General features: G+C 52.3%; 16 protein-coding genes and 2 pseudogenes. 10 read left to right on the forward strand and 8 right to left on the reverse strand.

From position 1 onward, the window contains the following. Nucleotides 1-67: 67 nt before the first annotated feature. From K3T82_RS43215 to K3T82_RS43250, 8 genes are all read left to right on the forward strand, one after another. A complete protein-coding gene (locus K3T82_RS43215) occupies nt 68-685 on the forward strand; it encodes a TetR/AcrR family transcriptional regulator (RefSeq protein ID WP_220199656.1) in 618 nt (205 codons plus the stop codon). 150 nt (nt 686-835) lie between these two features. Then, nucleotides 836-1,549, forward strand: a complete 714-nt coding sequence (locus tag K3T82_RS43220; RefSeq protein WP_220199657.1) for an SDR family NAD(P)-dependent oxidoreductase — start codon at nt 836-838, stop codon at nt 1,547-1,549. Nucleotides 1,550-1,691: 142 nt separating this feature from the next. After that, complete coding sequence (locus K3T82_RS43225) at nt 1,692-2,357, forward strand: nitroreductase (protein WP_220199658.1); 666 nt, start codon at nt 1,692-1,694, stop codon at nt 2,355-2,357. 164 nt (nt 2,358-2,521) lie between these two features. Continuing rightward, nucleotides 2,522-2,650 (forward strand): alcohol dehydrogenase catalytic domain-containing protein, encoded by a 129-nt coding sequence (locus K3T82_RS50675; RefSeq protein WP_420799417.1) that lies wholly within the window; start codon nt 2,522-2,524, stop codon nt 2,648-2,650. Between the two features lie 61 nt (nt 2,651-2,711). Beyond that, nucleotides 2,712-2,903 carry a hypothetical protein gene (locus K3T82_RS43235; RefSeq protein WP_220199660.1) on the forward strand — a complete coding sequence of 64 codons (192 nt, stop codon included), beginning with the start codon at nt 2,712-2,714 and terminating at the stop codon, nt 2,901-2,903. An 11-nt stretch (nt 2,904-2,914) separates the two neighbouring features. Continuing rightward, nucleotides 2,915-3,613, forward strand: a complete 699-nt coding sequence (locus tag K3T82_RS43240; RefSeq protein ID WP_220199661.1) for a sensor histidine kinase — start codon at nt 2,915-2,917, stop codon at nt 3,611-3,613. Between the two features lie 482 nt (nt 3,614-4,095). Beyond that, entirely contained in the window at nt 4,096-5,154 is a 1,059-nt protein-coding gene (locus K3T82_RS43245; RefSeq protein WP_220199662.1) for a DUF4126 domain-containing protein, read from the forward strand. Nucleotides 5,155-5,325: 171 nt separating this feature from the next. Beyond that, the gene (locus tag K3T82_RS43250) at nt 5,326-5,667 is read left to right on the forward strand and encodes a MarR family winged helix-turn-helix transcriptional regulator (RefSeq protein ID WP_220199663.1); all 342 of its coding nucleotides are present in this window, start codon (nt 5,326-5,328) and stop codon (nt 5,665-5,667) included. Here K3T82_RS43250 and K3T82_RS43255 read toward each other — a convergent pair. From K3T82_RS43255 to ltrA, 3 genes and pseudogenes are all read right to left on the reverse strand, one after another. Then, nucleotides 5,662-7,062, reverse strand: coding sequence for an IS4 family transposase (locus K3T82_RS43255; RefSeq protein WP_220199664.1), 1,401 nt, complete (start codon nt 7,060-7,062; stop codon nt 5,662-5,664). The two genes, K3T82_RS43250 and K3T82_RS43255, sit on opposite strands and share 6 nt — an antisense overlap. A gap of 69 nt (nt 7,063-7,131) precedes the next feature. Beyond that, nucleotides 7,132-7,638 (reverse strand): annotated as a pseudogene (locus tag K3T82_RS43260) (AAA family ATPase); the annotation flags it as partial. 6 nt (nt 7,639-7,644) lie between these two features. Next, complete coding sequence (ltrA, locus tag K3T82_RS43265; RefSeq protein WP_220196912.1) at nt 7,645-9,444, reverse strand: group II intron reverse transcriptase/maturase; 1,800 nt, start codon at nt 9,442-9,444, stop codon at nt 7,645-7,647. On the opposite strand from ltrA, the gene K3T82_RS43270 reads away from it, so the two are divergent. Further along, nucleotides 9,332-9,583, forward strand: a complete 252-nt coding sequence (locus K3T82_RS43270) for a hypothetical protein (RefSeq protein ID WP_220197514.1) — start codon at nt 9,332-9,334, stop codon at nt 9,581-9,583. The two genes, ltrA and K3T82_RS43270, sit on opposite strands and share 113 nt — an antisense overlap. 442 nt (nt 9,584-10,025) lie before the next feature. On the opposite strand, the pseudogene K3T82_RS43275 reads toward K3T82_RS43270, so the two are convergent. After that, a pseudogene (locus K3T82_RS43275) lies at nt 10,026-11,165 on the reverse strand (nuclease/transposase family protein); the annotation flags it as partial. Nucleotides 11,166-12,156: 991 nt separating this feature from the next. Between K3T82_RS43275 and K3T82_RS43280 the strand changes: the two are divergent. After that, complete coding sequence (locus K3T82_RS43280; RefSeq protein WP_220199665.1) at nt 12,157-13,398, forward strand: MFS transporter; 1,242 nt, start codon at nt 12,157-12,159, stop codon at nt 13,396-13,398. A 96-nt stretch (nt 13,399-13,494) separates the two neighbouring features. Here the strand turns inward: K3T82_RS43280 and K3T82_RS43285 are convergent, their stop codons facing one another. The 4 genes from K3T82_RS43285 to K3T82_RS43300 all read right to left on the reverse strand — a co-directional run bounded on the left by K3T82_RS43285 (nt 13,495) and on the right by K3T82_RS43300 (nt 17,515). Beyond that, entirely contained in the window at nt 13,495-14,211 is a 717-nt protein-coding gene (locus tag K3T82_RS43285; protein WP_220199666.1) for a hypothetical protein, read from the reverse strand. Between the two features lie 31 nt (nt 14,212-14,242). Beyond that, nucleotides 14,243-14,491, reverse strand: coding sequence for a J domain-containing protein (locus K3T82_RS43290; protein ID WP_220199667.1), 249 nt, complete (start codon nt 14,489-14,491; stop codon nt 14,243-14,245). A gap of 105 nt (nt 14,492-14,596) precedes the next feature. Then, on the reverse strand, nt 14,597-15,994 hold the full coding sequence (locus K3T82_RS43295; protein WP_220194907.1) for a hypothetical protein: 1,398 nt from the start codon (nt 15,992-15,994) through the stop codon (nt 14,597-14,599). A 1,284-nt stretch (nt 15,995-17,278) separates the two neighbouring features. Then, entirely contained in the window at nt 17,279-17,515 is a 237-nt protein-coding gene (locus tag K3T82_RS43300) for a hypothetical protein (protein WP_220199668.1), read from the reverse strand. Nucleotides 17,516-17,600 lie beyond the last annotated feature (85 nt).

Raw genomic sequence — 17,600 nt, forward strand, 5'->3', positions numbered from 1 at the left:
AGCGGATGTCAGATAGGTGTCAGATAGGGCCCTTGACAAAATAGCTTGCTGCTGCTATTTTATTTGTATGGACGAACAAACAAATGCGAAGCAGAAGAGAACCTGGACTCACCATGAGGATAATCGGGAGCGCCTGATTGCGGCCGGTTACACCTTGCTTGCCGAGCAAGGGATTGAGGCTACGACCGTCAAGGAGATTGCGCGCCTAGCGGGTGTCTCTCCTGGGCTATTCCATTATTACTTCGCCTCTAAAAACGACCTGCTGCTAGCCGTGGTGTATGAAGCTGGTGTGAGCTTCAGCCAGCGCTTGATGCAGACTCTGGAGAGTATGTCGTCAAGGGAGTGTTCCTTTGGCGAGGTGGTCATGCTTGCCGTTGCAGCGGTCAGTCGCGATGATCCAGCCTGGTATCGTCTGCGCTATGAGCTCTATGCCCTCGGTCTGCGCAATCCTGGGTTTCTCCTCGCGATAGGCGAAATGCTGGCGAAAGGACGACAGGGGATTGCGCAGACGATCCAGCTACAGACCGGGATGGATGATGTCCGAGCCGAGACGCTCGCGGCGGTGGTGCAAGCATGCACCGATGGTCTCGCGCTGCAGCAGCTTGCCCAGCCAGGCCTCGATCTCACAGCTGCTTATCAACTGGTGCAACGGCTCTTTGTGGCTGAACCTTCGTCCGATCAATAAATTTTTTTGTGCGAAATTGGTTGGTCGTACAAACAAATAGGATGCGCAAATGGGTCGTATCTTTTTCGCTAAAAAAACAGCAGAAGGCTCGTAGTTTAGCAAACTACTGCCGGACAAGCTTCTTGCTCAAGAAAAAGGGGGTACCTTCTTATGGATATTCAGGATAAAGTCGTTATCATTACAGGCGCATCTGGAGGTATTGGCCTGGCTACCGCACGTCTCTTTGCTCAAGAAGGAGCAAAGATCGCACTTGCAGCGCGCTCTGCCGATACCCTTCATACCATTGTCAATGAGTTTCATGAGCAACATCGCGAGGCTATCGCGATCCCCACCGATATGCGTAACAAGGTTGCGATCGAGGCAATGGTAGACAGCGTTTTTCAGCAATATGGACGAATTGATATTCTCATCAATAATGCCGGACAAGCAGTGAGTGGCAACGTGTCTGATGTGGATATCGATCAGTTTCGCCAGATTCTTGAACTCAATGTGCTTGGCCCCATAGAAGCGATGCAGGCTATGATCCCAAAGATGCGTCAAAACGGTGGAGGTCTGATCATCAATGTTAGTGCGATCGTTTCAAAAATGTCCCTTCCCGGCGTGGGGGTGTACGCCGCTACAAAGGCTGCTCTCAATAAAATCTCTGATAGTGCACGAGAGGAGTTAGCTTCGGATAATATTCGCATAACAACGATGTTCCCTCGTAAAACGGCAACGAATTTCGGCAAAAATAGCTTAACGAATATAAATCAGGCTCCGCGGCCAGCACATAGCGGACCAGAACCCGATAGTGCTGAAGCTGTGGCCCAGAAGATTCTCGAGGCGGCACGCAATGAGCCACACGATCAATATATGGATCGTTAAGCGATTTTCAAATTAGCGCTCTACTGTAAATTTTGGAATTAGTCGCGTCAACACCATTACTGGTGAGAGATTAGCTCAAGTGCTTGTCGGCGCTCGGGTGATCGTAGACGTGATGAATGCGCTTTTAGGAAGGTAGGAAATCTTGGACATTTATGAGGCCGTCACGAGTCGACGGGCTGTGCGCGGATTCACCGACCGGCCTATCCCGAAGGAGATGCTGGTGCGCGTGCTGTCCGCCGCAGCTTGGTCGCCGTCCGGATCGAACCTCCAGCCGTGGCACGCCTACGTGCTAACCGGCGCGCCGCTGGTCGAACTCAAGAAACGCGCCGGTGAGCGCGTGGCCGCAGGCGACCCCTGGGACAAGCAGGAGTACGAGATGTACCCACCCGCACTGAAGCCCCCGTACAACGAGCGTCGATCTGCCTTTGGCAAGCAGCGCTATGGCGAACTCGACATCTCGCGCGAGGATTGGGAGGCCCGCCAGAGAGCCGCTGCCGCGAACTGGGACTGTTTCGGCGCGCCCGCCGCCCTATTCTGCTACATCGATCGCGACATGTGCCCGCCCCAATGGGCAGACGTTGGCATGTATCTGCAGACCATCATGCTGCTGCTTCGCGCCGAAGGGCTGCACAGTTGTACGCAGATGTCGTGGGCGAAGTATCACAAGACCGTCGCGGAGATCCTCTCACCCCCGGACGAGCTCATTCTCTTCTGCGGCATGTCGATCGGGTTCGAGGACCTCACGGCAAATCATGCTCGTCTGGGTCGGGCACCGCTCGACGAGACGGTCAGGTTCGTCGAGAGTTAGAAGCCGTTGCTCTACCAATCATGGTGGCGTAGGTTCGAGCGCAAAGCCCTGGTTCGACGCTCATAAGCGCATCAATATAGGGCCACAGTTGTGTGAGTTGGAAGCAGGAGGCGCTCCCCTGTTACCTACTCACACGCCCTTGTCCACAGTTTGCAGCAGGCGAGGTGCTCGTCAAAGTAGCGTATTGTGGCGTTTGTACTTCAGAAGTGGATGTGTGGTCTGGAAGAGGCGAGATGGATCCATTTCCACGTTTCCCTGGCCATGAGATCAGTGGTGTTATTGAGCAGACTTGAGAACCTCGGGGTTGGGAATAAGGTGGGTGTTTGGATACCGGAGGGAGGATATGCAGAATACGTGGCGGCGAAACCAGAGGACTGTGTATGTGTGGAGGATGTCCCGCTGGAACAGGTGTTACTCGAACCCCTCTCCTGCGCAATCAACGCTGTAGAGCAAGCAAACATCTCGTTCGGTGACGACATCCTGATCGTTGGGGCAGGCTTTATGGGAAATTTAGTGCAGAAGCTGGTCCATTTACAGGTGCCCTGATCCTCAACGAGATGCTTTCCTCCCTCGATCAATCCTTCAGCCGCCAGCGCCGCTTTGTCGCCGACGCATCCTATGAGCTACGGACACCCGTCGCCGTCATCCGCAACAAAGCGGGGATAGCCTTGCTAGAAACACCAACCCTCCCAGAAGCAATCACCACCCTCCACGAGATTCGAGGCGAAACGGAACGCTTGAGCCAACTGATCAGTGATCTATTAACATTGGCGCGCATGGATGAGGGACAGGTGCGATTTGAGCGCGGGCTGGTACAGTTTGACAGATTCGTAGAAACCGTGGTCGAGACGCTTCATGCTCTTATAACTGAGCGTCGCATTCAACTTGACCTACATGTCCAAGCGAATGTTGTCCCTATGGGCGATGAAGTCAGGCTGATTCAACTAGTGATGAACTTGTTGGAGAACGCGATCTACTACACCAACCCCAAAGGATATGTCACTGTGACCGTTGAGAAGACCTCAGCCAAGGCCCGCCTCACCATCCGTGATATAGGCATCGTGATCATCCCAGAACACCTCTCACATCTCTTTGAGCGGTTTTATCGTGCTGATCCATCGCGCAGGCAGACGGAAAGGAACAGTAGTGGACTAGGGCTTGCGATCTTTCACCAAAGCTTTGCCTGGAGAGAGCACATGAGGGGTGAGAAAGAGGATAAACAGCGAGATTGGTGGAGCAAGCCATTTACTCTATAAGTGAAAAGAGAAAGCATCCTAGGAGAGTCACATTTGTGTGGAGGTGATGTGTTGATTTCTGCGATTTTGCTGCAAAAAATGAAGAATAATATGATAATTAGTATTATATGATTTTAAGTGTAAAAAGTTGATTGATATAGATAATAAAGCAAAGTATCCTGAAAATGTCTGGCTTTTGTCCTGGTAAAGAGATTTTCTTACTTGTATACTTTGAAAAAGGTGCCCCTTTTGCTCACAGCACTCATGGCGATAACCGCGTTCATATGAACATCTCTCTCAGTGAATCGCCCGCTCAAGTATTGCTGCGAGTAGTGTTGTCGCACATTGTCACTGTATCCGATCTTGCGAGATGGTTTCAAGGGATACAGGGGCGATGCAGCATAATATAATTTTTGATGTTATGTGACTTTCATGCAAGTATTAAAAGCAAATGAATAAAGATAAGTAAAAGATATAGTGATATGGAGAAATGAGGATATTTCATGGATATGCTTGGTCTTTTAGGACTTGCTGCAGGATTAGCTTTTTTATCTGGGATCAATGCCTATCTCCCTCTGTTGGCAGTGTGTCTTTTTGCACAATTGCATCTCATTCCTGGTTTTCACATCAATCCTGATTACGCTTTTCTCTCGCATCCCATTTCACTGGTTATTCTCGCGATACTTGCGATCCTCAATTTTGTGTTGGACAAGGTTCCAGGTGCAAGTGCAATTTGGAATACTGTGCATACTGTACTACGACCCATAGCAGGAGCGCTGGTTGCGGGAGCTGTAGGGGTGGATCATCGAGCCATGCCACTGGCAATTGTGGGTGCGGTTATGGCAGCGCTCAGTCATACTACAAAAATGGGTATTCGCACTTCTGCGTCTGCCGTGACAGGTGGTGGTGCAACACCAGTGTTGGGATTGGCAGAGGATGTGGGAGTAGGTGTCGCTATGATTGTAGTGTTTGTTGCTCCGCTTGTAGTTTTCTATCTTCTGTTTGTGTTTGTCATACTTTTTTTGCTCTTTGCGCCGTCTTTGTTTGGGGCCTTGCGTTATCAATGGCTTATCCTGATGGCATTTTTTGCCAAGCGATCCCAAAGGGCTGGAAATCCCCAGGACTTTCTCGAGCATATAAGCCCCCCAGAGCGAGCACTCTTTGCCCAAATGCTGCCACACGCGCGGCCTCTGGGAGGAGTTGACCTGCTCTGGCATCGGCACCTAGCAGGAAGAGGCCCGTGGGGAAAGCGGCGTGTAGTACTTCCGACGTGGGTTGTGGCAACGGATCAGGTCCTCCTCTTCTCTCCCCCATCTCATCCTCGTTTGCTGTTGGTGGTGCCATTTGCTTCAATTCGGGCACTCGATTTCAAGAAGTCGATGGTGAAAGGTGCTTTACGTATTCAAGAACATAGTGGTCAAAGACATGAGTTTACAGTATTGAAGACGCACCAGGAGCAGACCGAGAAGCTGGTAGGGATGCTTATAACCACCTATCACCTCCCGACAACATCTCCTCAAAGGGCTAAGTTTGGTGCTCAGCCTTCCTGGCATGTTCATTGATCAATAGAAGATGGGTATATCGTCTGAACGTCCAAACTCATGTGCATCAGGTGTGCGTGTGCTGGATGTCTGCAAGCCAGGGTCGAGAAAGGTTAATTATCCATCGATATGGGCGTTGTGAGACGCTGTTGTGTGAGTTGGTGCTTGACGCGGGTCTGGAGCCTTCGCGTTATGGAAGGAACATTTCTTTGTCATTGCACAACTCTGCGCTACGCAGCCCAGACACTTACTGAGGTCTATGATCACGCGCTTACGCCCAGTGGTCTCAGGGTGACTCAATATGTGCTTCTAAGAAGCATTCTTCAGGAGGAAACTGAGCAAAGCCTGACTGATCTTGCCCAAAAGCTTGGAAGTGATCGTTCGACCATTGGAAGGAATGTGCATATTCTCGCACGCGATGGGTTGGTCTCTCTAAGGAAAGGGAACGACAAACGAGAGCATACCGTCTGTGTCACCCAGAAGGGACCTGAAGCTCCCCGTGCTAAAGCACTGTCACTTACACACAAATTATGAAGGATGGAGAAGGGCAGCGAGATGAACGCCATCCAAGACGTCCATGACGCGCATCCATCCTTTCCATAAGGTCTGCCATCCAGGGGGACCATCGCTCTTACGGTCGAGGTAGCCTCCCAGACGCGCAATCGCGTGCCACACCTCTTTGGCCGTCGTGATGCTGCGATGGCGTTTATCCAGGAAGAGAAGCACTTGGACGGCCTCTGGCGAAATCACGTTGGTCGCAGGCGTTTCCTCTGCTTCCTGCGCCGTGTGCCGAATAATCAACAAACGCAAGGCGATGGGAGTCAACACTGCAAGTAATTTCCACTGAGCCTCCATGCTTTGCACATTGTGCTGTTCTATCCGACAACCCGTTTTGAGGGCTTTGTGGAAATCCTCCAACAGCCAGCGCCAGCCATACCATTGCACCACTTCCCATGCCTCGCTTGGGCAAGTGATTGGAAGGGTGGCCAACAAGATCCATTCCAACGGCTCTTGTCCTTCGGGTGGCTGCGATTCCCAAACCCGTACCACCCAGGCGACAATCTCCGTTTTGCGGAAACACGCTCCGTGCAGAGGAGGCTGGACACGTACCTTTTGAAAATTGATCTGGAGAAGGGCATCTCGCCTCGGTTGAGCATGCTGGGCAGGAATGCTCACCAAATGAACATCCACGCCAGGCAGGGCACGAGCCAATGTCTTAAGATGCCCTTCATCGAACGCGGCTTGCTCCTCTCCTTGCGAAATTTCTACGTTGCGATCTTGAGCCACTCGTAGGACAAAATCATACCCAAGCTCCTCGCATGCCTGCCAAAACGTGTAGACATCGCTATTGCTATCACTCACATAGATCCATTGGTGGTGCTCTGGCACTTGTCCGATCTGTTGGATACTCTCTTCCCAGACTCGCGATTCTCGCACCCTCTTTTTGCGCTGTGCCTTCGTCTCTCCAAGTGGGGCAAGCTGGCGAATGAATGGGGTGAGCATCATACATCCCAAGATTTCCTGTGTTTGAGGGTCCATTGCGAGCACCGTGTGCAAGCTGAACCCGATATTGTCTCGGCTGTTGCCCACCGGCCCCCGTCCTTTGAGCGAGTTGTGTCTCGTAAAGTCAAACTCGGTGGTGTCAGCCAACAGCAACGTACGAGCGAGGTGGGTCGCCGCGTAGTAGGTTTGGCTCCAGTGGGGGAGAATGAGATCTTCATATCCGAATGCTGGATTCCTGAGAAATCGATATCCTCCCTGCGTCCCACCCCAGGTTTCGAACGCGTGAGGCAATGAGGCTGAGGGATTCTCTGCCAGGGCGTTTGCGATCTTGATCAAACGATCCGTGCGACGCGGATCTCCCAATTCCGCCGCTCCAAAGACCTGGGCGGCCCATGTGTCGGCGTGCTGTAAAGGTTCTTGATGCATGAGCCTTCCTCCTTCGCTTGGCCTTCCTTTTCTTTTCAGCACGCCACAACTTGTGTGTAAGTGTCAGTGCTAAAGCAGCGGGGGTTCCAGGCGTTCGTTCCACGCTTCCCATCTTCCTTGCCGAAGCAGGAAGGCAGGCCCTTGTGGTGGTTCGCCTCGACTTTCGGGCAGACGCGCTCTGGCTCGAGTCAAACCCAAGCTTCGAGGCAGAACCTGCCCCTCTCTCGCGCGTTGAACGGTACGCTCGTGTGCTGCCCGCAGGCGCGCTTCCGCACCTTCCCAATACACCTGGTATCGGGCACACGAGGGGATGGGATCTGCTGGATCAAGGTAGGCAGCAAGAAATGCCGAATAGAGATCGCGTTGGATGGGACCCACGCCGCAGGCACACTGATGCCAACGCTCTGAGAGGGGCTTCTTGACCTTTGTGCCACAGCCATGACACCACTGGCTCAGCGCCGTGGTACGTGTGGGAACTTCGATCAGGATGCCGCCCGTACTCGCAACCCCCAGAGGGGGCACGGCGGTGCGTCTCAACAGTGCTACAAACATCCCTGGCGCTCGCAGTCCCACGCTATTAACCTAAGCAGAGGAGTCACCTCCTCTGCTCGGCTTCAGAACCGTGCTTGAGATTTTCACCTCACACGGCTCCTCAGTTGTACAGTCATTGTCATTGATGCTCGTCTTTTGCAACCTCGCGTGTCTTTCGTCATGGCAGTGTCGATGAATTGCCATGAGATTGTGCAGTACATCGTTGCTGTGATTGCAATCGATGTGGTCAATTTCTATCAGGTCACCCTCTCGAAATATGAGTTCACACCACCTACATTTGCCCTGTTGTTTTCGTAAGAGCTTTGCGAGTTTGCCTTTTGTCATGGAATGGTTTGCTATTCGCTGGCTCCAATAGACCAAGTTTCCATCGTAAGGGCTTGCTGCTCCTTTGACTTTCACATGCCTTTTGATTACTGTGTCGCGGTGGTTTTTCAGGTTGAGTTCTCCATTCCCAAAGACCCAATGGCGTTCTCCTACTGTTTTCCAGTATTTTTCCGTTCTCCATTGTGTGTTCTTGTGTGGATGCCTGAATTTTGCCCATGAACGCAGTTTTTGGTAGACCAGATGATCGCATTTCTGGTAGGTCTCTTTCGAGACCACCGTTTGATAGTATCTTGACCATCCTACGATTTTAGGATTTAACTCCGCAATAAGCTTCTCTTGTGGTGCTCCTTTCAGTGATCGTACCACTTGTTGAATGTCTCGGAGGTGTCGTTTGACTTTTTCTTTCTCTGGCTTAATAATGGTTTTAAACCCGAGAGGTTTTCCGTGTCCATTCTTCCCCGTGTGCGTTTTCCCTACGGGAAATTGTCGGATGGTGAAGCCCAGAAAGTCAAATCCAGCTGGACCTCCTCGTGCTTTGAGTGTATGGGCGATTTTTGTTTTACTTGGTTTTAGCTCTAACCCTATGGTTTGTAACCACTGTATGGCTAGTGTCTGGGCTTTCTTTACTCCTTCCTCTGTCGGGTGTAACACCACAAAATCATCAGCATATCGGATGACTTGAGGAATACCCTCCTTGGGCTTATATGCGCTTGTTATGGTCGTTTCTAGTCCGTGTAATGCAATATTTGCCAGTAATGGAGAAATTACTCCTCCTTGCGGAGTTCCTGCTTCTGTTTTCACAAACATTTCATTTTCAATCGCACCCGCTTTTAACCATGTTGTGATCGCCTGAGTCAGTTGTGGATAGGTCGTAAGTTTCCTTATCAGTTCTTCATGGTTGATGTTGTCAAAACAACCTGCAATATCAGCATCTAGCACAAATTTTCCTTTGTGTTTGATGCTGATAAAGATTGCATCGATCGCGTCATGGCAGGAACGACCGGGACGAAAACCATAACTATTGATCTCGAACTTGGCCTCCCATTCTGGTTCAAGGGCAAGTTTGACGAGCATTTGTCGCGCTCGCTCCGAGAGAACGGGAATGCCTAATGGCCTTTTCTCTTGCTTTCCCGGTTTCGGAATGTGGATTCTTCGGACGGGGGGCGATTTTTCGGGCCATTGTTGAGGATGGATGTGTTTCACAAGATCAAGTCTTTGTGCCGGTTTGACTGATTTTACTCCGTCAATCCCAGCCGTCTTTTTTCCCTGATTATCCTGCGTCACCTTTCGTACCGCCAGGGTTCGGGCTGCTTCCGACTTGATCAGCAGTTTCTGAAGTTTCTGTACTGCTCTTTGGTTGCCTTGTTGACTCGCTCGGAAAATGCGCTTTTGGATGCGGAAGCAATGTTTCTCTAGCTTGCGCCAGGGAATGCTGCTCCAAGCCTCACTCTCAGGGTCATTGGCCTTCTTTGAGGTTTTGATCCTGGATGCTTTCCTCTCTGCCATCGTACTTGTGCCTTTTCCTTCTGTACTACCGCGCTTACGTCAGCATATCCTGGACGTTACTCCAGGCATTCGCTTTTTAAGCGATCTCGCCAGGAGAGGCATACGGTTGGCACCTGCTCATGGTATCGACCTCCCTTGAGAGCCTTGACCTGGTTATTCCGTTCCTGTTACCTGTTTTGCGCTATCGTAGGTCTGCACTATCCACCGATGAACTCTTTGGGTGATGAGAAGAGCGGCAAAAATCCCTTCTCCAGTTCATGTTCCCTTTTTGGGCAAGCCTCTTATTCTGCGTAGGCTTGGTACAGTTAACGATGGTTCTTTCATGCATTCGTTTCATCCGTCTTGTTAGACGAACTGCTGACCGTAATAGCCTGCTAGAAGAGATCAACAGGGCAGACTCCTGTCTTATCCTCATTTAAACCCGCTTTGGAGATTGATGACCAGTCGCTACTCCAGGGTTTATGCTGTTTCCTCATCACCAGAGGAGAGAGGAATTACACCTCTCATCAGGCAACAAGTTGTCTCGTGTTCGCGAGCTCGTCATCCCTCGATCTTCTCGATTTCGACGAAACGGATCGCACCTTGCCAAAACGTTTCTGCCATGCCTTGTAGGAAATCTTTTCGAGAATGATGGTCTTGCCCAGCGCCAGCACCTCATGGACCGTACGCCCATGCAAGCTCTTACGATGCGCCGCCAGCTTGCGCTCTTTGCTCGCCTTGCGCCGCCTCGTCGCCTGATAACGTTTGCTCTGTTTCCACTCTCGCTTCTTGGGGCCTTGCTTCCTGATGCGCCCCTTCTCGTCATAGTGCTCGGGATTGCCTGCTCGCCGCTGTCGATCCATCTGCCGCTGCAAGCGACGTATGGCTCTCTCATCAGGCGCCAGTTCCGCGCAGAACACCTGCAGACTGGCCTCCCCCTCCTGGGGAACAAGCGCCAGGGTGGATGGACCCACATCAGCACCAACGATTCCGTGCCCAACCATGTGCTTGGGCTTCTGCAGAGGCGTGCCCTCCAGGACGAGCTGCACACAGTAGCGGCGGCCCTCAGCATCGGCGCCCGCTGCTCTCTTGCTGCTGGCAGGACGCTGGAGGAGGCGAGCGTACTTGATGCGATGTCTGAGGCCATGACACACCACCTCATCCTGCCAATCGATGAGAGCTGGCAACTGGTCCCCGTTCCAGAGCAGGAACCCTGCGTTTCCCTTCTCGGGTGGCTGCAGGACAAAGCGCAGGCTGGTGTCGTTGCGCTTGTTCTCAATGCTAGAGAAGCCCCTCCCTCGGCTCTTAAACCGCACTCGTCTGGCCTTGCCCAGGCAGACACGATTGAGAGCACGGTAGGCACGGCTCGCCAGCGTTTGGGCGAGTACCGCCTCAATGTGTTCAGCGATCCAGCCGACGCGCAAACCTTTGACCGCTTGATGGAAGGCCGCTTCGGTGAAGCCATGAGCTGTGCGCAAGGAGGAGAAGGCCGCCGCTCGCTGAGCCTTGTGGGCGCGAGAAAGGGAGCGGGCCTCTTGCCAGGCGGGGTCAGCACGCATGCGGCGCAGGCGCTGTTGTCCGAGGGAGAGCATGGCATTGGAGAGCTGGCGAGCCGCTTCCAGATGGGCACGCAGGCGCTTGGCCTGCCCGGCGTTCACCACCAGGGGCAGTTCCAGCAGAAAGGTCGGTGTACGGGGAGTTGCTGTTTTTTGTGGTCTCTTGCCGTCTGGCTCTTTGCGCATCCCATCTCTCTCTCGCATGGCTGGCTCTTCTTGACTAGAACGGATATTCCATAGAATAGCAGCATGGTGGTATCTCGTCAAGCCCTCTACCATCCGTTGTTGCGAGGATCTCCCCTTCCCCTGCGCCTTCAAAGGAACGGCGATTCATCCCCTGAATGAATCACAGGGGCTTTCTCGCTCGGTTTTCTGTAAAACTTTTTCTCTCGCTACTCCCTTGTGGCAAAAGTCCCAGATAGCCGTTGAAGAGACACTCGGAGAGGATCAACTGAAGATGCTGAGGACGCTCCTTTCTCAATTGGAAGAGATAAGCATCTAACCTTTTTGTCTAATGCGAGTATATACCCACATTAGACAAAAAGGTTAGATGCCATGAAGGTGAGTGAGCTAGTCATCCATAAGCGCGATATACAAAGTACTCAATTAGAAAAACGAGGCGTTGAAGTTATTGTGGGGGATTTACTCGATTTCACCACGATTCGGCCTGCCCTGCTATGTGACCGACCGAGATTATAACGCAGCGAAGAACCTTGCATACCTGGAAGAAACACAAGAACTACCGTGAGTTACACGGGAAGTGAAACGCCTGTGGACATCATGTCAGACTTGAGACATCAAGCAATGGTGGCTGAAGCAGGAACCGAACGCCAATGACGGCTTGCCCTTCTTTGGGTAAGTTTCGGATAACGGTGAGCAGTATTCATTGACACCGATGCGGTCTCCATGCTATCATCTTGCCGATGAGTAAAAGATATCTGTTCCCCTCAGGCGGTGTGAAACCGCTCTTGACCGCGTAAGCCCGGCACTTTTGGCTTACGTGGCTGTTTGTGAATAGCGCCCTCCTCACGCGCAGCGCTGATCGCGTTGGTGCGAGGATATGTGTTGTCTTCATCCTGCGATGTATCTCAGCCCCGTGTTGATTGGACCGCGCCTCGGTTGCCGGGCTCCTTTTGCTTCCCTTCTTGCAGAAACAAGTCGAACGAAAGGATGTTTCATGACCAACACAGAAGTCATTCCACCACAGCCCGTTTCCCTTTGGCGCAATCGTGACTATCTCTTGCTTTGGCTCGGCAACGCCGTCTCCTCGCTCGGCACTTCATGCACACAGTTTGCGTTTCCACTGCTCATTGTGGGACTGACGCGTTCGATCGCTGCTGCCTCCCTCGCGTATAGCCTGGGACAGCTCCCCTACGTCCTGTTGAGTCTCCCCGCCGGGTCGCTGGTGGATCGCTGGCCGCGCAAACGCGTGATGCTGCTCTCTACCTTCTGCTTGATGGTGTGCGTGGCGAGTACTCCCCTGGTGCTGAGCCTTTCCAGCGGAGCACTGCGGCTGCTTCTCCTCTACGCCATCGCCTTTAGCCTGGGAGCCATTTCGCTTTTCTACGAGCTAGCCCAATTTGCAGCACTGGCATGGATAGTGCCAAAGAGCCAGCTCACCACAGCAGTCGCACAGAACGAGGTGATTGTTGGCTCCAGCGCGCTTGTCGGACCCGCCCTGGGTAGCTGGCTCTATAGCATCAGCAGGTTGCTCCCGTTCGTCACCGACGCGCTTTCCTCCCTGATCTTGCTTAGCTCACTCTTCTCCATACGCTCGCCCTTGCAAGATGAACGGAGGACACAGCGTCACCACCTGCTCCAAGAAGTGCGCGAGGGGCTCACCTGGCTGCGGGAGCATATGGTCATACGCTCGATCTTTCTCATTTCCAGCTATGTCAACCTCACCATCACAGCCAGTATGCTTCTCGTCCTGGACATTGTGCAACAGCAGCATATCCCGTCGGTGCTCTACGGCTTGATCGGAGCATGTGGCGGCATCGGGAATCTGCTTGGCGCGGCGCTCTGCCCGCCGTTGCAGCGGCGCATACGCTTTGGCCTCATGCTTTGCTGTGCCCTGATCGTGTTCGTGGTGCTCTTCCCTCTCTATGGCTTCATCACGACGCCACTGCTGTTGGGAGCTGTCTTCGCGGCCATTGCTCTCTCCGACTCGATCCGTGCTATCTTCATGGACAGTTATCGCTTCGCTGTCGTTCCCGATGCCCTGCAAGGCCGCGTCAATAGCGTCTCTCGCCTGATCTTGTTCAGCGTCCAAACCCTCGGCTCCTTCGCACTCGGGCTGAGCCTGGAGCATTTGGGTGTGTTGCCGACCGTGGGCATTGTGTGGAGTGGCCTGCTTCTTATCACCGGATGGTTGTTTCTCTCCCGGCACATGCGGCAAGCGACATTCCCACACGAGTAAATCCCACCATGCCGCTGCTGATACTCATGTATAAATCGCAGCATTCTGTGAAAGGAAATAGGCACAAGTATCTGAGGAAATAGCCTTCAAATTGCCTCAGATACTTGTGCTGAAATTGCTTCGCCAAATTTGGGATTTACAGGTGCTCCAATCATTCTTTTCGCCTTGCACCCATTGTTGCTCTGTCTGAAGCGTCTGTGTCTTTCGCCTCTCATGAGCAGGATAACGAAGAATCCCATTGCGGAGTTGAAGTTGACGCAATGCTGCACATTCAGGGCATTCTCCACACGCCACTCCGCTGTCCTGAAAGCGTTTTGGATCGATATCTAGCACATCAGAAAAGATGCATCTTAGCGTGTTTGCCGACGGTGTCTGATTGCCCACTGGATCGCGGACAGCCGCTCTTTCAACCAGGTTTCCTTTACGTTTCCGCCCTTCTCCATTTGCGGCTGGATTGACTGTCTGAGCTGACTTCCTCTCGTTGGCATGAGTATCTACTAATTGCTGGAGTTCTTGTTCACTTTGTACTTTGGCTCGCGCCACTCGATGCTCTCCTGTTCGAGCTTTCATCTCTAAACGAGCCCGCTGGTCGGGCTGTAATGCCAGCCCAAGGATACGAAGATGCCCTACGGGGTCAAGCAATCTTTCACCAACGAGATCATCGGTTAGGTTTGCATGATCTGGATGCCTGGTTGGCTTCCACAAGCATACGAGTTGAAGACTAGCTTCCTGTGGAACATGAATTGGAGCATCAGGCATGAGCGAAGCAAGATGGGATCGCTTGTAGTATCCGACCGTTCGTCTCAAAAGCAACGTGAAGGGATGGGCTCCTCACGCTTATTTTCTAGCCAACAAGCGAACCGGACTTTATGTACGTTTTCAAGAGAGTATGGGCATATTGGAGTGTTTTGAATTTTGCTTCGTCCCCGCCCATATCTGGATGATAGCGCTTGGCAAGCTGGCGATACTGCCGTTTCAGATCCTCTTGCGTAGCTGTATGATCCAGGCCAAAGAAGTGCAATGCATTCTCTATACCAGCCCGAGAGACTTGATATGGCTCTTGAAAGCTAGAATATTGCTGTTCGGCGCGCATCCTGGCCTCCCATAACAATGTTTCAAGTGGAGCTGAAAATTCTAGCCAGGTTGCAAAGTGTAAGAGCAATAGTTTGTGCAAACACCAGTAATTACTGACATCCCATCATAACTCGTTGGGAGGAGAAAGAGCGTGTAAGAAAGCGGTAATCTTGGGAGGCAAAGTCCCATGCTCAGAAGCGTAGCGCGAGAGAATGGCCTGAGTGGCCAGCATCTCCAGCAAACGTGCCAGACCGCGTAACAAGACGATCTTGCCAGGAAAGCGACCACGATGGGGAACAAATCCGCCGAGTTTGGCGAGCAATTGGACCTCTTCCCAGGAGAAGGTCACCCCCATCTCATACAAAAAGCCTGCTGCAACCCAAGCCAGAGCGACCAATGTCTTGATGGCCTGCCAATCAAGGACTTGCACCTCATCCCAGGCGAAGCACGTCTTGGTAAACTTGAAGCTCTCCTCGACTCCCCATCTTTGCCGATACATACAAAAGATGCGCATGGCCTCGGCTTCGGTTTCCGCCGGCCAGTCGGTGATCAACCACCACGGCTCCCACGGGCAATTGAGGATGCGCACCTGCACCAACCAGAGATCCTTGGGCAGGATCTGATCTGGCTCCTGGCTCAGACGACGAACCTCGCTGTGATAGGTGAGCCCAACTGAGCAGGCCGAAATTTCCACATCCACCTCTTGCCGCTTGGGATGAGCCTGCTTCCCCAGGGGCACCTCCATGTTGGTGCGTACCATTGCCAGCATCTTCAGCCGTTTGCTTGCCTCCTGTAACGGCCCCTTGCTCCAGGCCTTTGACTCTGTTTGCCATTGGACCAATCGCTTCCGCTGGCAGACTCGGCAGACCACGTGTTCCTGCTGCTCCCACATCGTGCGCCAGACCGCGACATCGTCAAAGCCACTATCGAGCACCCAGGTCACCTGAGACTGCACCTGGCCATCTTTCATTGCCTCATGCACCGTCATGAGCATGGTTTGGACTTCGGCGGGTTCGCTCACGAAACCGGGTTCCTCGCTACTGAACACTTTCTGATAGAGAATCCCCCGCTGCTTTGGGGTGACTGCCAGTACGGTGAGCGTACGGTAGCCCGGCACCAATTTCTTGTTCTGATCGCGGACCTGCATCAGATATGGCATTTCTTGCGCATACGGTTTACAGAGCTCGGAGCCATCAGCAATGAACCACACCTCGTCCGCTTTGCTTTCCCGCAACTGCCCCACTCCCACTTGCCGCAAGCGTGCTGTCAGCTCCTCGGCGTCTAGCTCTGAGCGCTTGGTACTCTCTCCTTTGGCCATCCGCAACACCCGTTGCGCCCCATTCTTACTCTGGCTCAGTTCTTGAGAAGACGCTGCGATACGAGTGCCGATCACACTTCCACTCGCGATGATCCCCTTCACCGTTTCCAGCAATGCCCGCCACGTCCTGCGATCCCTTATCAAGCTTGCGAATGGCTTCAGATACGCTTGGAATGGGTCCGTCCAGGTGCTTCTCCATTCCATGTGTCTCATCCTTTCTCTCTGGTTTGGTTTCTCTCTTGATTCTAGCACCCTCCCTGGATTTATGAGTGGTTGTCAGGTAATTACCCTTGACACTATATCGTTCATCCGTACGATAGAGCGCAGCATACTCAGGGAGGAGGCGATAGGCATTGATGGCTTTGCGCAAGGTAGCAAATGCGCCCTTCACCGATTGGCGAACTTCTCGATTGCGTGAATTTATACCGTGATCCTCTATATGGATCCTATAATAATCATTCCCTACATCATAAATGTTTTTTACACGTAATAGGTACATTCGTGATCCTCAACCATGTGTGATACATCGTGGTTCTTTCTTTTTCTCTCTCCGTTCGGCAAATGCGGTATGCATGACAATTATATCACTAACGATGGTCCGGATCAGTAAAGATACGAACGATGGTTTTTTGAAAATCATCCAGAGGTGAAAACTGGAATCGACCCGATTTGGAAGAGCACCTGAAGTGAAGGGAGAAGGAAGAGCATCTCTGCTTTCGCAGAGAAACCACGAACAGCACCAAACCCTTGATTGTTCTATTCTTGTGCGCTTCATCGGGCGTTTCAAAACGCACAAGAAATGCCTGCTCTTGCCGTGTCGTGCCAGGTGCATGAGGTGTTAGTCCTGGAGTGCAAGGGGGAGCACGCGGAGAGCGCGGAAACCGAGAACGCATGCACTAGGAATGTGTTAAGCTTGTTCTAAAGGCTGCATGTGGGTCCTCTATAAAGGGGGCATATGAGATTCATTGGAGATGATCTGCGTCAGGGTGCGCGCTGGCGAGGGGATGCATGTGCTTGTCGCGAGCGCGCCCGTGTTTGCTCACTCTGGTTCAGTGCTTTGAAGGCACGATGGCGTTCTTCCTAGTTCTCTTCTTGCATTCCTTAGAGACGAATTCGCCTTGGAGGGGGCGCACCCAGAGCAGGCGCGCATCCTCTAGCACCTCCGTGCCATCGCCCAGCCCAAGTAGGTTCAGGCTATCATCAAGCCGATTCACGGCGACCCAGTACGGGAAGAGGTGGCTGTGGTATCCTCCAAGAGGATCTGCCCACGGATGTCGATCGTCGCGATGTCCTCATAGTGTTTAGTAAAGAGTTGCCGCCTCTCGTATAGCGTGGACGTACTCAGGCAGAGGAAGCACCACAGATTCCCTTATCCTCAAGAAAGTTGTCTGTATTCTACCATGTTGCCATCAATTACCTACGTTCGAGCGATAGATGCCTATAGTGTTATTGTGTCCGCTCCACAGCTTGACAGCATTGAGCGATTCGTCACTGAAGAGGGGTTTGGCAAAAACAAGCGCGTTGCCCATAGCATTTCTCTTTGGAGGTCAGCATTTTCATGCGCGTGTCAGGTTTGTATAACCAGCCAAACACCAGCATCTGGACCACATCGATTTCACTGAACGTTTGTTGTTGCCGGATACAATCTGTCTGACGCGTGGACCTATTGGCTCTCTCTTCTAGAAAAGATGTGGGCATCTGCCTGATCTGTGCGGTATTTGACATCAAGTTGCTCCTTATGTGAGGAATGTTGTTCGCAATCTCATGTTCGCCGTGTGAGCAGCATTTCCAAAACACATTTTTGTTGCAC

Origin of the sequence: Ktedonospora formicarum, from assembly GCF_016587355.1 — a bacterium.
In the GTDB taxonomy this organism is placed as follows: Bacteria; Chloroflexota; Ktedonobacteria; order Ktedonobacterales; family Ktedonobacteraceae; genus Ktedonobacter; species Ktedonobacter formicarum.

What these genes read in the sequence shown, in the direction of transcription:
- K3T82_RS43215 (WP_220199656.1), top strand. Translation starts at nt 68, where the DNA reads ATGGACGAACAAACAAATGCGAAGCAGAAGAGAACCTGGACTCACCAT.
- K3T82_RS43220 (WP_220199657.1), top strand. Translation starts at nt 836, where the DNA reads ATGGATATTCAGGATAAAGTCGTTATCATTACAGGCGCATCTGGAGGT.
- K3T82_RS43240 (WP_220199661.1), top strand. Translation starts at nt 2,915, where the DNA reads ATGCTTTCCTCCCTCGATCAATCCTTCAGCCGCCAGCGCCGCTTTGTC.
- K3T82_RS43245 (WP_220199662.1), top strand. Translation starts at nt 4,096, where the DNA reads ATGGATATGCTTGGTCTTTTAGGACTTGCTGCAGGATTAGCTTTTTTA.
- K3T82_RS43250 (WP_220199663.1), top strand. Translation starts at nt 5,326, where the DNA reads ATGGAAGGAACATTTCTTTGTCATTGCACAACTCTGCGCTACGCAGCC.
- K3T82_RS43255 (WP_220199664.1), bottom strand. Translation starts at nt 7,062, where the DNA reads ATGCATCAAGAACCTTTACAGCACGCCGACACATGGGCCGCCCAGGTC.
- K3T82_RS43270 (WP_220197514.1), top strand. Translation starts at nt 9,332, where the DNA reads ATGCGGAAGCAATGTTTCTCTAGCTTGCGCCAGGGAATGCTGCTCCAA.
- ltrA (WP_220196912.1), bottom strand. Translation starts at nt 9,444, where the DNA reads ATGGCAGAGAGGAAAGCATCCAGGATCAAAACCTCAAAGAAGGCCAAT.
- K3T82_RS43280 (WP_220199665.1), top strand. Translation starts at nt 12,157, where the DNA reads ATGACCAACACAGAAGTCATTCCACCACAGCCCGTTTCCCTTTGGCGC.
- K3T82_RS43290 (WP_220199667.1), bottom strand. Translation starts at nt 14,491, where the DNA reads ATGCGCGCCGAACAGCAATATTCTAGCTTTCAAGAGCCATATCAAGTC.
- K3T82_RS43295 (WP_220194907.1), bottom strand. Translation starts at nt 15,994, where the DNA reads ATGGAATGGAGAAGCACCTGGACGGACCCATTCCAAGCGTATCTGAAG.
- K3T82_RS43300 (WP_220199668.1), bottom strand. Translation starts at nt 17,515, where the DNA reads ATGTCAAATACCGCACAGATCAGGCAGATGCCCACATCTTTTCTAGAA.